The organism is Bariatricus sp. HCP28S3_D3 (assembly GCF_052065755.1).
GTDB lineage: Bacteria > Bacillota > Clostridia > Lachnospirales > Lachnospiraceae > Allocoprococcus.
This window is the reverse complement of sequence record NZ_JBQHTK010000003.1, coordinates 1-19162: the sequence shown is the minus strand read 5'-3', so window position 1 is coordinate 19162 and position 19162 is coordinate 1. Positions and strand designations below refer to the sequence as shown.

Genomic DNA, 19162 nt, shown 5'->3' with positions numbered 1-19162 from the left:
TAACAAATAAACGAAAGGATATGTTGTTTTTGCTTCTATAACCATCGCACATGAAAAGTATGGATAATTTTTATGATATAAATGATTTCATCGTCTTTTTGATGAGAAAGTGGAAAAGCTTTTTAATAATTGTAATATTATTGGCTGTTGGGTATGCCGGGAATCGTGGTATTGGATTGTTTAGGGAGTTTCTGAATCAATCAGGAGAGGTGGAAGAGAAAGTATATAGTGAGGATGAACCAGTTTGGAGTAAAGTTCTTGTCAATATTCAGATTGAGCCGGTTTATCAAAATGTAAATGGTGTTGTTGTAGATGAGACACAACGATATATTGAGGGATATCGAAAACTTGGTATTAACGAAAATGTTTTGGAAGAAATGTATGAGAACTGGTACGATGAAGAAGCGCAAGAAGTTCAGATAAGAAAGAAAAAACTACATGAATATGGCTATATACTTGATAAAGAATTGAAATATCCATATAAGAAAGTGGATTTTTGGGGACAGTTTCTTGTGGATGGTGTGGAATTAAATACTATTGCAAAAACGATAGGTGCAGATAACTCTTCAGAGCATATTATTACAATGGGATTCAAATCTTCAGACGAAGAGCTTGCAAAAAAAATTGCATATGATTATGCAAACAAAACAACTGAGTTAGTTAAGGATGAAATAGGAGAATTTGAGTATTCCATCTTAGGAGAAACAGTACTGTATGAATTGCCTGCAGCAAGTGCAGGAGCACAAACTACTCGTGTTGTTAACAATATAAGTTCAAATAGTAAGATTACTATGAAATATGTAATCATTCAGACTCTCAAAGGTCTTGTATGGGGAGGGGTGATTGGAGTTTTTGCTTCTATAATAGTGTTATTCTTTGCATATATGATGTCAAGAAAACTATATACAGTGAGTGATATAAAAAAATACAATTTGCCAATGTTAGGATTTGGTTTTTCATCTCGAAAAAAATGTAAGAAGTTCTGGGGAAAAGTTTATTGTATTTTAGAAGGGTATAAATGGGATTGCACTGGTACTTCTCAGCTTATAACAAGAATAGATAGTTATTTCGGTGATACCCAAAATGTTATTGTGGTTGGAACGAGTGGGGATCCGGAAATAAATGAGTTTGTAGAAAAATTGAATTTAAATACAAAAAAATACATTGTTTTTGAAAATGAATCGGATGTGTGCAAAATAATGCAGCAGACAGATAACGTAAAAGTGCTATTCCTTGAAAAATTTGGTAAATCACTAAAGTATGAAATAGAACAAAACATTAATTATTGGAATGAAAAAAATATTCCAATTTCTGGGATTATAGCAATAGATTAAAAAAGGATGATGACTTATTAAAACATATAATCTAATGATAGCTTTTACTGTCTTTTTTGCTTGGCTTTGGTGCGAAAGACAAAAGCAGATGACGAGTAATATGACAACAAAAAGCAGACGTAGTGTGCAAATACAGTGTTTGGTTTTTGCAATTTTAACGTTTCTTCCTATGTTTTTAATTAATTCTTTAATGAAAAACGTAGGTACGGATTATACGAATTATTATGTGTATTTTCAAAGAATAATATCTGGGCAAAACCAAGAAGTTGATTTTACATATAAATTAATATGTTTGATCTTGAACAAATTAGGACTTGGCTTTCAATGGGTATTTGTTATTTATTCTGCAATTTCTTATTCCTTACTAATTGCTTGTATAAAAAAGTATTCAAGTAACTATGCAGTAAGCTACTTAATGTTTTATTTAAACGGTTACTTTGCAACACTTGGATTACATCAGATTAGACAATTTGTCGCAGTTATGTTAGTGTTTTTGGGGTATTCTTATATATCATCAAAAGAACCGTTAAAGTATTTTGTATGTATAGGTTTGGCTTCAGCATTTCATTTTACAGCATTGATAATGATTCCATTTTATTGGATACTTGGTAAAAAATGGAGAAGTTCAGCTTATGTTATAGGTATAATTATATTATTGCCATTTAATCTATTTTATTCAGAAATAATGACGTGGTTATTTGCTACATTTTTACCTCGTTATTTGAATACGAATTTTGTGACTCGAGGCTTTCAAGTTACAGCTATGTATTTAGGATTGATATTGTTTCCACTGGTGATTAGTATTTTGTATGAAAAAATGGGCAATAGTAATATGGTTTTTAAGAACTGTATGTATATCAGTAGTATGATAGTTTTGGTTGGGAGCTGGCTTCCTGAGTATAAAAGATTTGTATATTATTTTTTTATTCCGAGTATTGTGTATGTTCCTCAATTATTGGAAGAAGATCAAAATCGAATCAGAAAGTGGATTTTTTACTCATTATTATTAGCATTTTACCTGTGGTATTTTGTGATGACATTTGATGTATGGTCTATTTCGCCATACCAAAGTATATTTAGCTAATTGATAAAAACAAAAATTATAGGAAGGAAGCATAATGCAAATTGCTTTAGTTAAATGAAGATGAAAAAGATTATTGTAGAGTATTTAAAAACATATAAAGAAAAGAAACTAACACAACAGATTGAGAATCTGATAAAAAATGAAACATTCGAAAATGTGGATAACGTTTTACCGGATAAAGTCGACAAAGTGGCTATTGTTACGAGTTATGTTGCAGCTCATGCGGGGGGGATGACTTCTATATTAAGAATAGGTACTGCATTGTGCAATGAGAACTTTGATGTGAAATATATTTCATTAAGTAGTCAAAGCAAAAAAGAGATCGAGGAAAATGCCCATATTAATTTAGAAAATTACAAAGGAATAATGGTCACAAAAGAAGCTGTAAATGATTGCTATGATGTAATAATTGCGACAGATTGGAAGTCGGTATATACAGTTACACGTATGAATGGATATAAGATGTATTTTGTTCAAGACTATGAACCATATTTTTGCGAAGATGGTGAAAGGTATATATTGGCAAAAAAGACTTATGAGCTTGGATTGCATATGGTAAGTCTTGGAAATTGGAATAAGCGAGAAATAGAGAGAAATGTCAATGTAGAAACTTTAATTGATTATATTGATTTTCCATATGAAAAAAGTGAGTATCATCTTGTGGAAAGAAATTATATGGAATATAACAAGAAAAAAGTGATTCATCTAGTAGTATATTTGAAAAAAGCTGGACGTAGATTGCCAACGCTTATTCCCTTGATGTTAAAAAAAGTGAAAGAAAAGCTGAAGAGAGATGGAATTAATCTCAAAATCTCTTTTTATGGCGGAATAGAAAAAATTCCAGCTGAGTTAGGAGAAAATCTAGGTAAATTATCAAAAGCTGAATTAATGGAATTATATAGTAAAGCAGATTTTGGAATGGTATCATCTATGACAAATATATCATTGGTTCCTTTTGAAATGTTGGCAACAGGGCTTCCGGTTATTGAATTTGCAGACGGAACTTTTCCATATTTCTTTGAAAAGGAATCTGCTATATTAACAACTTTTTCGGCTGATGATTTATATCACAAGATCAAGAAAAATATTGAACATCCAGACAACCTTAGAATTTTGCATGAAAATGCAATGGATTGTATGAAAGATCTTAGCTGGGAGAATACCGGAAAACAATTTGCTTATATTTTGAAACGACTTGTTTAGGAAGTGATTGGATACGATAATGAAAAAAAAGTCAATAGCTGTAAATGCATTGTTTAATATTTTTAAAACTTGTGCTTCAATTATATTTCCACTGATTACGTATCCATATGTGGTTAGAATCCTTGAAGTAAAAGATATGGGAAATATTGAGTTCTCGAGATCAATTATTAATTATGTGAATTTAATTGCGGGGCTGGGAATAGCAAATTATGCAATACGAGAAGGGGCGAAAATACGAGATAATAAAGTGAAGTTTTCAAATTTTGCAAATCAAATGTTTTCACTTAATCTGATAATGACATTCGTAGCGTTATTAGGGTTGACTATGGTGTATTATTTTACTCCGTATTTGCATAGTTATGGTAAAATTTTATCCATATTTAGCATAATTACTGTGGGAACAACCTTTGTTGTGGATTGGATTAATTCCATTTATGAGGATTTTGTATATATTACAATAAGAAACATCATTATTCAGTTTATCGCGCTTGTATTAATGTTAACACTGATTAAGAATAAAAATGATTATTTAGTATATGTAGGTATTTTAACATTTTCAAGTGTAGGTGCAGCCATTCCTAATTGGTTTTATATAAAGAAATACTGTAAGCTGAAATTTACATTTCATATTGAGTGGAAGAAACATATTAAACCGATTATGATGTTGTTTGCTATTAGCGTAGCCACAGTTATATATGTTAATGTTGATTCTACAATGTTAAATATTATGAAGGGGGCATATGATAATGGCCTTTATAGTGCGGCAGTAAAAATATATAACATTTTTAAAAATGTTGTTGCTGCAATAATAATAGTAACCGTACCGCGTCTTTCAGCATTAAGTGGAAAAGAAGACGCAAAAGAATCGAAAAGACTTATGAAATTAATATTTAATGTTGTATTGTCGATGGTTCTTCCTTTGTGTCTATTAAGTGGATTGTTGTCTAAGGAGATCATTATATTTATAGCAGGTGAGAAATATGTTTTAGCTGCTGGAGCTCTTAGAATTTTAAGTCTTTCCCTGGTCTTTTCCTCTATGGCTTCATTTATGACTACATCAGTTTTGCTCCCGAATGGAAAAGAGAAAGAGATTTTGAAAGCATCGATAACATCTGCTGTAGTAAATCTTTTGCTAAATTTTGTGATGATTCCTAAAATGAGTTTTATAGGCGCATCACTAACGACAATGATTGCTGAATTGGTTATGTTTCTAGTATCGTCTAAAGCAGCAAAGAAATACATTGATTTATCGGAAATGAAAAGAGATATCATGAAATATGTAATTAGTTGTAACGGAATTGTAATAGTATGGTTTCTAATCAGGTATTATTTCAATTTGAATGGTATTGTATATATTTTAACTGTTGGTATAATTGGCATGGTTATTTATGGCTTGGTTAATCTATATCTTTGGGATATTGATATAAAGAAAATTATTAGTAAATGCATAGTGGGAAGGAAGAAGAATGGTTAAAGTAAGCGTGATAATGCCAGTATATAATTCAGAAAAATACATACATACAGCTATTGAAAGCATTCTAAAACAAACTCTTTCGGACTGGGAATTATTGCTGATTGATGATGGATCTACTGACAGTAGTTTGCATATTTGCGAAAAATATGCTGGAGAAGACCCAAGAATTAAAGTGTTTCATCATGAGAATCATGGGATATCTTATACAAGAAATGTTGGAATTAGGCACGCTATCGGTGAATATGTGGCATTTATTGACAATGATGATGAATACTTGGAGGATTTACTGGATAGTGCTTATAGGAATGCAAAAGAGAATTCGTGTAAAGTTGTAAAATATGGATACAGAGTTGTTGAGGATTGGCATAACAATATTCAGGAAGGAAGAGTACGAACTTTTAGGAAGAGTGGAAAATTTGATTTAAATAGGTCATTTGAAGCAAAACAGTTTTATATGTTAAAAGAAGATGGCTTTTTTAATATGATATGGAATGGATTATATGAAAACAAATTCTTGAAATCGTCAGAATTATTGTTTGATGAAGAAGTGGTTAAGGGTTATGAAGACTGGATTTTTAATTATCAATTACTTGATATGTGTGAAAATATTTATGTCATGTCAGATGTAAAATATATTCATTATCAGAGAACATCTCATAGTACTTCGAGCAATTTTCATGTTAATCAGATTATTGGTGTTACAAAAGCAATGAAATCTGAAAAAAAGATGTTTGAAAAACTTAAAGGAAAAGTTAAGGGAGAACTTGATTGGAATAATCGAGCTATGGAATATTTGATTGAATTCTTGTTGCTATTTGAACGTCCGAAATGTGAATATAGTCTAAAAGAAGAATGTGAATATGTTAGAACTTTTCTTGAAGAAGAAGAAATGAAGGAATTAGGAAATAAAGTAGTTCGAAAAAAATTTCGAATGACTCAGAAAATGCTTTCTGTTTTAATTCATTTGAAATGGATCAGTACTATAGTGTATTTATCTAGAATTTATAATCATTATATAGTATATAAAAAGAAAAAAAGGTGATTGGGCTATGAATATTGCGGTGATTTTTGCAGGTGGAATAGGTAAGCGTATGAATAGTAGAGCATTACCTAAACAATTTTTGAAATTATATGGGAAAGAAATTATAATTTATACTCTAGAACATTTTGAAGATCATGAGCAGATTGATAAAATTGTTATAGCTTGTGTCGAAGAATGGATTCCATTTTTGAAAGAATTGGTTGAAAAATATTGTTTGAAGAAAGTGGCAAAAATCGTACCTGGCGGAATAACAGGACAGGATTCTATTTATGCTGGTTTAAAGGCGGCAGAAGAAATCGGTGATTCTGAAAACAATATTGTTTTAATACATGATGGTGTAAGACCGCTGATTAACGAAAAAATCATTACAGAATGTATTGAATGTGTTAGAGCAAATAAGAATGCAATTACAGTTGCACCTGCAATTGAAACCATCATTACTCTAAATGAAGATAAAATGATTCAAAATGTGTTAGAGCGTTCACAATGTTTGATGGCAAGAGCACCTCAATGTTTTTATCTTGAAGATATTATGAGGGCGCACGAAAACGCAATTAAGGCGGGGAAACATGATTTTATTGATTCAGCATCGATGATGCGCTATTATGGTCATAATCTATCGGTTGTTGAAGGACCTATGGAGAATATAAAGATAACAACTCCAATGGATTTTTATACGTTTAAGGGACTGTTTGAAGCAAGAGAACAGTCACAGCTTTTTGGTGATTAGAGCGAGGAGAAGTATGATGAACTGTGGATATACTATCATATTAGATGATATGCGTTTGCTAAAACAAGAAAATATTCCTTATGAAAAAATGCGTAATAAAACAATACTTGTTACGGGGGCAACAGGAATGCTTGCGGCATATGTCGTGCATTTTTGTATGTATTTGAATGAAACTGAGGGATATGGAATACGTGTGTTGGCATTGGTAAGAAATAAGGAAAAGGCGTTAGAAAAATTCTCAAAATATGAGAATGATTCAAATTTTGAATTTTTGGTACAGGATGTTTGTGATGAAATCAGATATGATGGTAGAATTGATTATATTATACATGCTGCAGGGAATGCAAGTCCGAGATATATTTTAGATGATCCGGTTGGGATTATTAAAGCGAATACAATTGGAACAATGAATGTAATGGAATTAGCCAGAAAGAATTCAGGAGTTCGTGTTGTGTATACTTCAACTAGAGAAGTATATGGAAAAATGCTAGATAACGTAGAGGCGATAGAAGAAGACATATTTGGCTGTCTTGACCCTATGGAACGTAGAGCATGTTATCCTGAAAGCAAAAGAATTGCTGAGAGCATTTTAAAGAGTTACTATTATCAGTTTGGAGTTGAGTCTGTAGTTCTTAGAATTGCTCATTCTTATGGACCGGGAATGATAATTAATAATGATGGACGCGTAATGGCAGATTTTATTTCAGATGTAGTGAACGAAAGAAATATTGTTTTGAAAAGTACTGGGGATGCAGTGAGAGCTTTTTGTTATATTACGGATGCAGTAAGTGCGATGTTTCTCACCATGCTGAATTCTCCATCAGGGGAAGCATATAATGTGGCAAATGAAAGAGAACCAAAGCCAATACGTGAAGTTGCACAAATGTTGGTTAGATTATTCCCAGAAAGAAAATTAAAAGTAATATTTGATATTCCAGAACAAATGAGTCTTGGCTATAGTAAAATGGGAAGAACTGTATTGTCAACTAAAAAGATAGAAGATTTAGGTTGGACGCCAAAAGTTTGTTTGGCTGAAGGTATGAAGAAAACCGTTTTAAGCTTTGCAAATTAAAAATGAGCATGTATTTTCATTGTAGGAGAAATACATTAAACATTTGAGTGATTGGGAAAAAGGTAAAATGAGAAAGAAGAATCATGAACAGATAAGTAAAAATATATTATATAGACTGGAAACTAGAAAAAGCATAATATATGCAAGTATTATTTATCTTGTGTTATCTGCTGTATTACTTGCGGGTTTAGTTCGTGTTGTATTGCCAAACAGTAAAGGGGAGAAGCTTCTGTTGACAAATTTTTCAACGGATAATTCTATTTCAATTGAATCATTGGGTAATAGTATCCATCAAGATATCACAGGGATTGAGGGGGAAATATATCGTATACAAATACCTATTAAGTGCAAGAACGCAAATCCAGATAGTAAGATTTTGATTAGCATAAAAATAAACGACGAAATAATACAGGAAGAAGAAATAGTATTTGAAAATTCGGATCAAGAGGCTGTTACGATTATTTTTACAACGCCTGTGACTGTAGAGAGAGATGACGTTATTTCGATTTGCATTAATCATAATGAAGAGTATATAGACGGAACGGCTTCATTTATATTATCACAATGGAATATAGATCAAATAAAGCTGTATGAAGATGATTCGAAAATGGAGTATGAGATTGCAACATATATTAGTGGCATTGCTTCAAGTAATATGGTATATATTTACCTTCTTGTTTATTTGATCCTCTCTATTGTGTATGCCATAATATGTTATGGAATAATGAAAAAAAAGTGGAAAATAGAAACATTGTTTGTTATTATTTGTACTGTTTTTGGGGTATTGTATACTGTTTTTTGGAGTCCGTATGCATGTCCTGATGAACATTTTCATGTAGGGACTGCATATTATTATGCAAGTGAGTTGTTAGGAGAGCCTACCGTAGATGAAGAGGGAAATATTCTTGTGCGTGAATGCGATTTATACTTTACACCGAATGAAATCACTACAAGACAGTATTCATATAATTTGATATTTAGTTCACCATTTTTCAATGAAGATACAAATAAAGAGTTTGTTTCATTAAGATGTTCATTATTGGGTGGAGTACCACCTTTTGCCTATATACCACAAATAATTGGTATATGTATTGCTAGAATCTTAAGATTTAGTAATGTTAGTTTGTTATTGCTGGGACGATTGCTAGCGCTAATCAGTTATATGGTTTTTGGGTATTACTCGATAAAACTGATACCTTTTGGTAAGAGAGCATTAATGATTTTAATGTTGGGACCGACAGCAATTCAAGCCGCAGCTTCTTTTTCATATGACAGCATGTTAAATAGTTGTGCTTTTTTGTTTATTGCGTATACTCTATATCTGGCTTATGAAAAGAAACAGACTAAAATAGGGGATTGGGTAGTACTTGCCTTAACGAGTATTTGCTTTACCCCGATAAAAGTGGTATATATCTTATTGGTATTTTTGATTATATTAATTCCTAATAATAAAATATCTCAAAATTCGATGAAGGCATATGGAGTAAAAATTGCATTGTTATTAATGAACGTTTTAACATTAATTTGGGGCAGGCAAGAAACGGTACAAAGCATGGCTAATAGCTACGTTAATGAAGATGGAGTTGCTGGATATACATTGAGTACTATAGTGAGTAATCCTTTAAAGACTATTGTTTTATGGGCGAATACTATTCGTGAGAGGAGTGTATTTTATTTAGAACAGGTTTTTGGGGGATATAAATCTTATAGTAAAATTGAGATATCGCTATTAGTGATTGTAGGTTTTTATATTTTATTAACATTAGCATTAGTAATAAAGGAAAATGAAACCATTCCTAGTTTTAAAGAAAAAGCTTTGTTCAGTGTAATAAGTTTAGGCATATTCTGTTTGATTTTATTAGGATTTAATTTGGCAAAAGATTGCACGAATATTTTATCACCATGTATATATGGAGTGCAGGGACGGTATTTTTTACCATTTCTTCCACTAGTATTTATTTGCTTGCAGACTCGAAGTATTGTTGTAAAAAAAGATATTACCGGTCAATTGGCAATAGGTGTATTTTGCTTACAATTCTTAACTGTCTGTACGATATTTGAAACTGTTATAGCAAGATAATCGCACTAAAAAATTCAGAAATTGTGTGATAAAATGAATAACTTATAAAATAAAATCCGTAATAAATATTTCTGATATAATAAAAAGGGTGAAGAGGTGCAAAAAATGAATACAGGTGAAAAGCATACATTTGTAATATGTGCTTATAAAAAAAGTAATTATTTGGAAAAGTGTATTCAGTCCTTGAAAAATCAGACTGTAAAAAGTCAGATTATTATGATTACGTCAACTCCGAACGAGTTTATCAGTAATCTGGCACAGAAATATAGTATTCCATTGTATATTAATGAAGGACAAGGTGGTATTGTGCAGGATTGGAATTTTGGATACCATCTGGCAACAACGACGTATATAACTCTAGCACATCAGGACGATGTGTATTTTGAAAACTATACTGAAGAAATGTTAAGATGTATGGCAAAGAAGAAAAGACCGTTAATATACTTTACAAATTATGCTGAAATAAGAAATGGAGTCAAAGTTACACAAAATCAGTTGTTAAATATAAAAAGATTCATGTTGAGTCCATTGCAAGTGCGATTCTTTCAGAATAGTAGATTTGTAAGAAGAAGAATTTTATCATTAGGATGTCCTATCTGTTGCCCGTCAGTGACATTCGTACGTAATAATCTTCCTGAAACAGTTTTTCAAACCGGATTTCGTTCTTGTGAAGATTGGGAAGCATGGGAGATGCTTTCTAGAGTGAAAGGCTCTTTTATTTACAATAAAAGGATTCTGATGGGACATCGTATTCATGAAGATTCAGAGACAAGCCATATCATTCAAGATAATGAAAGGGTAAAAGAAGATTTTGTTATGTATTGCAAATTCTGGCCAAAGTGGCTGGCGAAGATATTAGTTAAATTATATTCAAGTGGTGAGAAATCTAATGAGTTATAACAAGAGTACGATGAAAAAGCTGATTATTATACCAGCTTTTAATGAAGAAGTTAATATTGAAAGAACTGTTGAAAATATAAAGAAAGATGCGCCGGGATTTGACTATGTCATTATTAATGACTGCTCTACTGATTCAACAAGAAAGATATGCGAAGAAAAAGGATATCGTGTTGTAAATCTCCCAATTAACTTAGGAATAGGGGGAGCTGTTCAGACAGGGTATAAATATGCACTACGTCATGATTACGATGTGGTTGTGCAAGTTGATGGTGATGGGCAACATGATCCGAAATATTTAGAAATGATGTTTGATGAATTGTGCGATAAGGAACTTGATATGGTAATTGGATCAAGATTTATTGCCAAAGAAGGATTTCAGTCATCAATGATACGTAGAGTCGGAATTATTTATTTTACAAAACTTATAAAACTTTTGACGGGAGTAACTATAACTGATCCGACATCTGGACTTAGAATGGTAAATCGAAAGGTCATTGAGATGTTCGTAAAGGATTATCCAAAGGATTATCCAGAACCAGAAAGCGTTGTTGCAATAATAAAAAGAGGATGTGATGTCAGAGAAATACCAGTAATTATGAAACAAAGACAAGGTGGTGTGTCTTCGATATCTCCATTCAAATCAGTATATTATATGATTAAAGTAACACTTGCAATTGTTATAGAAAAGATACGTTAGAGGGAATGAAAAATGATGACGATAAGACTTCAGATAATAGTAGTTGTGTTAATGATTTTGAGTTTTGTGTTTATTATTAATTTAGTTAGAAAAAAACAAATTGAATTGAAATATGCATTGATGTGGCTGATAGTTGGAGGAATCGTGTTGGTGATGGACTGCGTCCCGAAGTTAATGGACGTTCTCGCTGCGCAGTTAGGAATTGCATCACCGGTTAATATGCTCTTTTTTCTGGGATTTTGTTTTTCGTTAGTTATTATATTTATTCTGACGATTGTAGTATCACGATTATCAGTTCGTATTAAAAATCTTGCACAGGAGATTGCTTTATATGAAAAAGATGAATAGTATAGCACGCCAGTTTCAAAAGAATTTCCTGTGGAATTTGGCGGGAAGTACGTTAAATTCTTTAACCTCAATATGATCGTTGTGACCAGAATAAACGGGCTAGAAATGGCTGGAGTTTGTATTTTTATGGCTAAGAAAGTTGCATTTGCTTGGGCTTTTTGCAAAAATTTACTGTAAAGGAAATTAGTGAGGATATGAAGAACAGTAGTAGAATTTTTTATTATGATTTATTAAATATTACTGCGAGTTTTTGTGTTGTGGCAATGCATTGCAATGGAATCGTACATTATTATTCCGATTCGATGGCATGGAAACAGGCCTTAATGGTAGAAGTACTGGCTTATTGGGCAGTACCAATCTTTTTTATGATATCTGGCGCAACTTTGATGAACTATCGCAGCAAGTATTCAACATATGTTTTTATAAAAAAGAGAGTATTAAAAACTTTGATACCGTTTTGTATATGGAGTATGATTGCATGTTTTTATAAGTGTATAACAGGAGTTATAGATATTGGTAGTCTTTCAGTGAATGAATTCCTTTCAATGTTTTTAACAAGTAAATTTGAGAATATATACTGGTTTTTTTTGCCACTATTTGCGGTATATATGTGTATACCGGTTTTGACATGTCTGATTGAGAAATCAGAGAAATATTTATGGTATATGTTTGGAGCTGGAATTATTACAATATCGATTTTACCGTTTTTGTGTAAAGTTTTTAGTGTTGAGTTTAATTCGGCACTAAGTTTTCCTTTGACGGGAGGATATATAATTTTTGTAATAGAAGGTTATCTACTGTCTAAAGTTGAGTTTTCGAAACGAACGAGATTAGTAATTTATGTGTTGGGGATCATAGGAATATTGGCAAGGTATGGAGGGACATTGTATTTATCCCAACGATATAATGAAATAAACAGAATATTCTGGGGATATTTGAATTGGCCTTCTGTGGCATTGGCAACTGCAGTCTTTGTATTTTTTAAATATAATAATTGGGATTCATTGAAACGTAATGAAAAAATGTATAATGTGATAGTACAGATTGCTAGTGCTAGTTTTGGAATATATCTTACGCATATTTTTGTTTTACATATGTTAAGTGATTTTTGTGGTATAAATACTAATGTGTGGCAGTGGAGAACTATTGGTGTTTTAATAGTATATGTAGTGTCATTATTAATCGTAAAAGTTTTGCAAAGAATACCGATTATAAAAATTATTATTCCATAAAAGCTTTCGGTATGTTGTACCAGTGTGCTGGCATGTTGATATTTAGCTAAATATTTTTGGCTATTATTGTCGTTCTCTGGTATAATATATAAAAGGCGGTGATTTCCTATGGCAAGACCCCCAAAGTTTAAAATAGAATTTATGGATGAGCAATTAAAAAGCTTAAAATCTGTCATCCGAAATAATAAAACATCGTTTGACACGAAGAATCGAAAATATTGCGAAGCTTCATGAAGTGTTAGCTGCGTGGGAGGCCGAGCACAATACAATCGCAGCAAAAGTTAATTGGCAGTTTTACTTGCCTATTTTCTTGATAGCACTACTTTCCAAGCCTCAACGTAGCCATCACTACATCTGTGTTTGGGAAGCAACACTCTCAGAATTATTCTGCGTCAAACTATCAAAAACTTAATTTTCGTTATACTAGTGCGTTGACAAGTTGTAAATTATGGCAATATGTTATGATAAAAGAAAAGGCAAGGTGATTCTATGTCCAGAAAAAAACCATATAATTCTTTTATCAGATGAGGATAAAAAGATACATAATGCTACTATTCATAATAAAATACATGCAAAACGACAATTTAGTGTTGCTAAATAGTATTAGTACTTGATGACAATGCCTCGAATCATTTTACACAAATGTAGATCGCTAAAACCTTTGGTGTCAGCAAAGCCTCATGGATGGTATTGCGAGAACTGTGGACACTTGATGCGATATCGAGATTAGAATAGTTGAGACTCTTAGACTCTTAAACCTTAGAATTTCGCGATAATCTACCATGGTTATCGTCCTCCTGTAAATGATAGTCACACAAAATGTGTGATATTCTCATTATAGAAGTAAAAAACCGGAGTGTTCAACAGACCGGAATAGATGCACTGAGCGGGCGGAAGCAGTGCACTAAATGACCGTGCAGCATGTTCACATTAAGCGGTATATACAGTGCGAAACAGAGCTATGTAGGGTTCAAACAGAGATTTTGATGAGGTTTTGATACGAATTATCTTGCATAACAGTAAGTTTTTTCTTATCATAAGAGTTGCATAACAATGCGGAGTGAATGTTTAAAGGACAGGCAACCATATATTAGGGTGAGACCCTGCACTAGCGTTGTTTCGCAACACTTGGGTATGAGAGAGAAAGAACGAACTGTGGTCAAGGGTGTTCTGTCTCTTTTCCTATTGGTAACGAAAAGACTATATGGTAAAGGAAGAGAATGGTCAATAGGGCAGATAAAAATGTGCTGTAAAAAACATCATGTTAGGATAGATGATATGAAGGAGATGCCGGATTAACCTGCGGTAAAGCCGCCGTAGGTGGGAACTATAATTCGACACGTGACAATAAAAACCTCCTGTGAATTTGTAGTTATTAAACTGACATTGATCTGTCATCTGGAAAAATCGAGTCGACTTGGGGAGAGATAAGTTTATGGGCTACTGTAATTCGCCATTCATTGATGCCCTAACGGCTGACCGACAACATATAGATATGCGAGGTTGTCGCTATATAGTCCCGCCACTTACCTCCATGTATTCTGTAGTATGTTAATCTTATAAAAGAATTATATCAGAAGTAAATAGAATAAAAAGCGAAAAGCAGGACAGGATTTCATAACCGCATTGGTGCCTTTCGCAGAAAGGTGAAAATAGATATGAAAGAGAGTCTTATGAAAAAGAATTTTATCTGGAATATTTTAGGCGTGACATGTAATGCATTTCTGTCTTTTTTCCTTATGATTATTGTTACAAGAGTAAATGGCATAGAAGATGCAGGTGTTTTTACGTTTGCATTTTCTTTTGCATGTCTGCTATTTACAATCGGTATTTTTGCGGGAAGAACATTTCAAGTAACAGATAATCAAAATTATTCAAATAAAGATTATATTTTTCATAGATTTTTATGTGTGTTGCTTATGCTGTTAGCGGCCTTGATCTATGTTTTTACACAGAATTATAGTAGTTATAAATTGCAGATAGTTTTACTTCTTTGTATATTGAAAGCGCAGGAGGCATTCTGTGATACTATATACGGAATTTTTCAAATTAAAGGTAATTTATATAAAGCCGGTATATCTATGTTTTTAAAAGCAGTAATTAGTATTATTGGATTTTTATTTGTGGATTTATTCAGTAGAAATATGGTGCTTTCGTGTGTTGTAATGAATGTAATCTGGGCTATTATTTTTGCTTTTTATGATATCAAGAATTTAAATTCAGAGAAACAGAATGAAGTTCTTCAGATAATACATGGATTCAAACTGTTTGATCGTGGAAAGTATGCGTTCTTTTTTAATTTTTTGTCGATTTATATTGTGAATGCACCGAAATATACAATGGATGGATGTGTATCAAGTGAAGTACAAGCTGTTTTTGGGATTATTCTAATGCCTGCGACATTAGTTAGTTTATGTGGACAATATATATTGAATCCTTTTTTAAAAATGATGAAAGATGCATATTATCAAAAGAATAAGAATGCATTCAGAAGAATAGTTAGAAAAATGGTTTTTGCGTTGGTGGTATTAGGCGGAATGGCAGTTTTGGTAATGATAGTTTTTGGAATTGATCTGTTATCTATGGTATATAGTGTAGAGCTGCGAGAGTATTTGCAGAATTCGATTTGGATTTTGGTAGGGGGCACGCTATATGCAGTTACTATAATTTTCTCAACGGCGCTTACAACTTTGCGAAAGACTTTTATACAATTTGCAATTAATCTCATTGTAGCTGCTATAGGGTTGCTAGGCTCTGAATTTATGATAAAAACATGGGGACTAAATGGAGCAACTGGAATTTATTGTTTAATTATGCTTTCTCAGTGTGTTATGTACATAGGTGTGTATAGATATTATTTAAAAAGAGAATTTTGTTTATAATCATAAGGAGAAGTAGACGATGGCAATCAACAAAAATACAGATTTTTCGAAATGGAATTCTAAAGAGAGTTGTTTCAAAAAATATGATAATGTTTCAACGAAACTTATATATGGCAAACATAATAATCGGGCAAAAGTATCCATTATTATTCTGTCATACAGAAGGGTTGAAGGGCTGATTAATGCATTGGAGAGTGCGCTAGATCAAGATTATGATGATATATATGAAATATTGGTCATGGATGATTCTGGAATGAAAACCGAGATAGATAGTGTTATGAAAGAATATTGTTCTAAGTACGATAACATTATTTATTATCGACATGTTGAAAATATTGGAGAACCGGGTAATTGGAATAGATCTTGTGAAATCTGCAAAACCCCATGGTATTGTTTATTACATGATGATGACAGAATGAAAAGAAATTATCTTTCTGAAATGATGAAGGTCGTAAACAGAACGAAGAATGAATATGGATTAATTGGAGTATATGTGGATTTTGATGATCAAAGAAAGGCTAAACCGGAAAAAGGGAGAATTCGAAAAATATTTGAAGGCTTGATCAATTTATTTTTGATTTTACGTAAAGGAAGAATTATACCAATTACTCTGAAAGATAATATGAGAGATATATATGCTATATCAACATGTTTATTTTTAAATAAAGAAAAGGTTATGAAAGTTGGTGGTTCAGAAGATGCATATTTCCCAAATTCAGATTCTGTTTTTAATTCGAAAATGAATTATTATTATAAAATCGGGTTTTTACCTCAAGTACTTGCTACAAGAGGTGTGTATGATAATCAATCATTGAAACAGGAAGTGTGTAATAATGCAATAAGAGCTTCTTACTATCATACATATGAGATGGCCAAAACTTTGAACTTTAAAGATGGTAAGGCGAGGAGAAAAGCTTCTGTATGTGCCGTTATTCATGAAATAATGGTTAGAGGATATAATAATATTAATTATGGGTTTATAAAACAAGAACTGGGAATGAAGAAAATATATAATAATAAGCTGATTATTTTTCTGATAAATTTGTATAGTAAGTTCTGTTGGGGGAAATTGTTGTTTAGGAAAGGATAGATAAATGAAAAAAGTATTAAACGTTTTGTATCAGAGTAATGATAATTATGCTGATTTAACGGGAGTGTCAATGACCTCTCTTTTCATCAATAATAAACATCTGGATGAAATAAATGTGTACATTTTAAATGATAATATTTCCAAAATAAACTTAAAAAAAATGCAAGTACTTGCAAATCAATATCAAAGAAAGTTAATAATAGTTGGTACGGATCATATTATGAAAAAATTGAAACAGTTAAATGTTGAACCATATAAAAATACCTATACCACATATTTTAAACTTTTTGGGGTCGGTGAGATACATAACAACACAGATAGAATTTTGCAGTTGGATGGTGATACCATTATAAATGGACCATTGGATGAATTGTTGAAAATGGATCTGGAGGGGACTGTTTGTGCAGCAACGTACGATTGTATTTTGAATGAATATAAAAGCTTGGTTGATATACCACAGAATGACAAATATTATAATTGTGGTGTGCTTTTGATTAATACAGAGTTTTGGAGAGAGTATAAATGTGAAGAAAAAATAATATATCATTTATCTCATGTGAGAAATAAGTATTTTACTGTTGATCAGGATATTATCAATGTGTTATTTAGAAATAAGATAAAGTATTTACATTTGAAATATAATTTTAATAGTGGATTTTATATATACGGTATTGAAGGATCAATTAAAATATATAATCTTAAGGATGAATACTTTAGTACTAGAAAACAAATTGAAGAAGCATATAAATCGCCGATTATTTATCATTGTATGGGGGCAATGACCGGAAGACCGTGGGAAAAAGGTAGTATTCATCCTCAAAATGATATATATAACCGCTATTTGAAGCAATCGCCGTGGAAAGATGATGAAAAAAAAGTTGTTCATCGCGGGATGATTTTTAAAATACAAAGGATTCTATACTTGTTTTTGCCAAGATGCATATATAATCCCATTCATAGATTTATTTTAAAAAGATATTTAACTAATATGAATAGACAATTATTGAATAGAATGAATGAATAATTGGGAAAACATGGACGACAAAATCAGCAATTATGGTAGAAAAGCGTGTCAAATATATAGAAATATTAAAATTATTTGGGATGCATTTTATATACGTTGGCAATTATGAAAACGCAGCAGAGTTCTTGCACAAATTTGTTTTTGTTAAAGGTCTGCAGAGTATAAAAAGTGTCGGAGTCATATGAGATTAGCATAAACGCTGGTATTTCGAATGTATGCTGACAATCCATTCACCGTTACATTAGTGGCATTTGTACATACTGTTTTCTCATTCATCATTTTCTCTTCAAGCTTGCTTACATATGGGAGACATTTCTTGAAAAAAGTATTTACAGAACTCTTATATGTTTCCTTTAGAAAGTAAGCGCCAAATATTCCTGCGGATTTCCTGATCCTCAAGTTTTGCCTATAATTGTAGTCGATAGATATTTAGACTATTTCACTACAATTATGGAGGATAGGTTATGGCAGGTACTAGCAGAGCCCGTGTCCCGATGGCGGAACAGATCAGGCTTATCAATGAATGCCGCCAGAGCGGCATGACAGATGCTGACTGGTGTCGTGAGAACGACATTGCAGTAAGCACTTTTTACAACTGGGTCAGCCGCTGTCGGAAAGCAGCAGCGGATCAGATCCCACCACCGAATTATGGTCATCTTGAGGTTCCCCGCCCGAAACAGGACGTGGTTCCCATTGGCATTGTTCCGGATCACATTTCGGAACAGCATACAGCATCACAGATGCAAAACTCGTACCTTGACAATTCACATACGATTGAAGTTGCTATGAAGGATATCACAGTCCGCATCAGCAATGATGCAGATCCGGTCCTGCTCACCAGGACATTCCGCCTGCTTCAGGAGCTCTCATGTTAGGTGACATCTCCGGACTTGAGAAGATCTACATTGTCTGCGGCTTATCCTCACGATATTTTTATCCTCATCTTTTCTGGATATAAAGATATTTACTC

General features: G+C 32.3%; 16 protein-coding genes. All 16 read left to right on the top strand.

The features are described 5' to 3' along the window. Positions 1-59 precede the first annotated feature (59 nt). On the top strand, positions 60-1334 hold the full coding sequence (locus tag ACTNB3_RS03625) for a hypothetical protein (RefSeq protein ID WP_427819735.1): 1275 nt from the start codon (positions 60-62) through the stop codon (positions 1332-1334). Positions 1335-1434: 100 nt separating this feature from the next. Continuing rightward, a complete protein-coding gene (locus tag ACTNB3_RS03620) occupies positions 1435-2418 on the top strand; it encodes an EpsG family protein (protein WP_427819734.1) in 984 nt (327 codons plus the stop codon). A 60-nt stretch (positions 2419-2478) separates the two neighbouring features. Further along, on the top strand, positions 2479-3621 hold the full coding sequence (locus ACTNB3_RS03615) for a glycosyltransferase family protein (RefSeq protein WP_427819733.1): 1143 nt from the start codon (positions 2479-2481) through the stop codon (positions 3619-3621). Between the two features lie 19 nt (positions 3622-3640). Then, the gene (locus tag ACTNB3_RS03610; protein ID WP_441024542.1) at positions 3641-5095 is read left to right on the top strand and encodes a flippase; all 1455 of its coding nucleotides are present in this window, start codon (positions 3641-3643) and stop codon (positions 5093-5095) included. Beyond that, on the top strand, positions 5088-6137 hold the full coding sequence (locus tag ACTNB3_RS03605) for a glycosyltransferase family 2 protein (RefSeq protein ID WP_427819731.1): 1050 nt from the start codon (positions 5088-5090) through the stop codon (positions 6135-6137). The genes ACTNB3_RS03610 and ACTNB3_RS03605 overlap by 8 nt, the downstream gene beginning before the upstream one ends. Positions 6138-6144: 7 nt before the next feature. Then, entirely contained in the window at positions 6145-6867 is a 723-nt protein-coding gene (gene ispD, locus ACTNB3_RS03600) for a 2-C-methyl-D-erythritol 4-phosphate cytidylyltransferase (RefSeq protein WP_441024541.1), read from the top strand. 13 nt (positions 6868-6880) lie between these two features. After that, on the top strand, positions 6881-7939 hold the full coding sequence (locus tag ACTNB3_RS03595; RefSeq protein WP_427819729.1) for an NAD-dependent epimerase/dehydratase family protein: 1059 nt from the start codon (positions 6881-6883) through the stop codon (positions 7937-7939). 67 nt (positions 7940-8006) lie between these two features. After that, positions 8007-10019, top strand: a complete 2013-nt coding sequence (locus tag ACTNB3_RS03590; RefSeq protein ID WP_441024540.1) for a DUF2142 domain-containing protein — start codon at positions 8007-8009, stop codon at positions 10017-10019. A gap of 105 nt (positions 10020-10124) precedes the next feature. Then, complete coding sequence (locus tag ACTNB3_RS03585; RefSeq protein ID WP_427819727.1) at positions 10125-10919, top strand: glycosyltransferase; 795 nt, start codon at positions 10125-10127, stop codon at positions 10917-10919. Between the two features lie 10 nt (positions 10920-10929). Next, complete coding sequence (locus tag ACTNB3_RS03580; RefSeq protein ID WP_427819726.1) at positions 10930-11616, top strand: glycosyltransferase family 2 protein; 687 nt, start codon at positions 10930-10932, stop codon at positions 11614-11616. A gap of 12 nt (positions 11617-11628) precedes the next feature. Then, complete coding sequence (locus ACTNB3_RS03575; RefSeq protein WP_427819725.1) at positions 11629-11964, top strand: DUF2304 domain-containing protein; 336 nt, start codon at positions 11629-11631, stop codon at positions 11962-11964. 194 nt (positions 11965-12158) lie between these two features. Then, a complete protein-coding gene (locus tag ACTNB3_RS03570) occupies positions 12159-13196 on the top strand; it encodes an acyltransferase (RefSeq protein ID WP_441024538.1) in 1038 nt (345 codons plus the stop codon). Positions 13197-14854: 1658 nt separating this feature from the next. After that, the gene (locus ACTNB3_RS03565; RefSeq protein WP_427819723.1) at positions 14855-16078 is read left to right on the top strand and encodes a lipopolysaccharide biosynthesis protein; all 1224 of its coding nucleotides are present in this window, start codon (positions 14855-14857) and stop codon (positions 16076-16078) included. Positions 16079-16097: 19 nt separating this feature from the next. Then, a complete protein-coding gene (locus tag ACTNB3_RS03560; RefSeq protein ID WP_427819722.1) occupies positions 16098-17168 on the top strand; it encodes a glycosyltransferase family 2 protein in 1071 nt (356 codons plus the stop codon). Between the two features lie 4 nt (positions 17169-17172). Beyond that, positions 17173-18192, top strand: a complete 1020-nt coding sequence (locus tag ACTNB3_RS03555; RefSeq protein WP_427819721.1) for a glycosyltransferase family 8 protein — start codon at positions 17173-17175, stop codon at positions 18190-18192. A gap of 464 nt (positions 18193-18656) precedes the next feature. Beyond that, the gene (tnpA, locus tag ACTNB3_RS03550; protein WP_415940200.1) at positions 18657-19067 is read left to right on the top strand and encodes an IS66 family insertion sequence element accessory protein TnpA; all 411 of its coding nucleotides are present in this window, start codon (positions 18657-18659) and stop codon (positions 19065-19067) included. The last annotated feature ends 95 nt before the right edge of the window (positions 19068-19162 follow it).

Bases quoted from the DNA above. Each gene is read 5' to 3' on its own strand.
- ACTNB3_RS03625 (WP_427819735.1), top strand. From the start codon at position 60: ATGGATAATTTTTATGATATAAATGATTTCATCGTCTTTTTGATGAGA.
- ACTNB3_RS03620 (WP_427819734.1), top strand. From the start codon at position 1,435: ATGACAACAAAAAGCAGACGTAGTGTGCAAATACAGTGTTTGGTTTTT.
- ACTNB3_RS03615 (WP_427819733.1), top strand. From the start codon at position 2,479: ATGAAAAAGATTATTGTAGAGTATTTAAAAACATATAAAGAAAAGAAA.
- ACTNB3_RS03610 (WP_441024542.1), top strand. From the start codon at position 3,641: ATGAAAAAAAAGTCAATAGCTGTAAATGCATTGTTTAATATTTTTAAA.
- ACTNB3_RS03605 (WP_427819731.1), top strand. From the start codon at position 5,088: ATGGTTAAAGTAAGCGTGATAATGCCAGTATATAATTCAGAAAAATAC.
- ispD (WP_441024541.1), top strand. From the start codon at position 6,145: ATGAATATTGCGGTGATTTTTGCAGGTGGAATAGGTAAGCGTATGAAT.
- ACTNB3_RS03595 (WP_427819729.1), top strand. From the start codon at position 6,881: ATGATGAACTGTGGATATACTATCATATTAGATGATATGCGTTTGCTA.
- ACTNB3_RS03590 (WP_441024540.1), top strand. From the start codon at position 8,007: ATGAGAAAGAAGAATCATGAACAGATAAGTAAAAATATATTATATAGA.
- ACTNB3_RS03585 (WP_427819727.1), top strand. From the start codon at position 10,125: ATGAATACAGGTGAAAAGCATACATTTGTAATATGTGCTTATAAAAAA.
- ACTNB3_RS03580 (WP_427819726.1), top strand. From the start codon at position 10,930: ATGAAAAAGCTGATTATTATACCAGCTTTTAATGAAGAAGTTAATATT.
- ACTNB3_RS03575 (WP_427819725.1), top strand. From the start codon at position 11,629: ATGATGACGATAAGACTTCAGATAATAGTAGTTGTGTTAATGATTTTG.
- ACTNB3_RS03570 (WP_441024538.1), top strand. From the start codon at position 12,159: ATGAAGAACAGTAGTAGAATTTTTTATTATGATTTATTAAATATTACT.
- ACTNB3_RS03565 (WP_427819723.1), top strand. From the start codon at position 14,855: ATGAAAGAGAGTCTTATGAAAAAGAATTTTATCTGGAATATTTTAGGC.
- ACTNB3_RS03560 (WP_427819722.1), top strand. From the start codon at position 16,098: ATGGCAATCAACAAAAATACAGATTTTTCGAAATGGAATTCTAAAGAG.
- ACTNB3_RS03555 (WP_427819721.1), top strand. From the start codon at position 17,173: ATGAAAAAAGTATTAAACGTTTTGTATCAGAGTAATGATAATTATGCT.
- tnpA (WP_415940200.1), top strand. From the start codon at position 18,657: ATGGCAGGTACTAGCAGAGCCCGTGTCCCGATGGCGGAACAGATCAGG.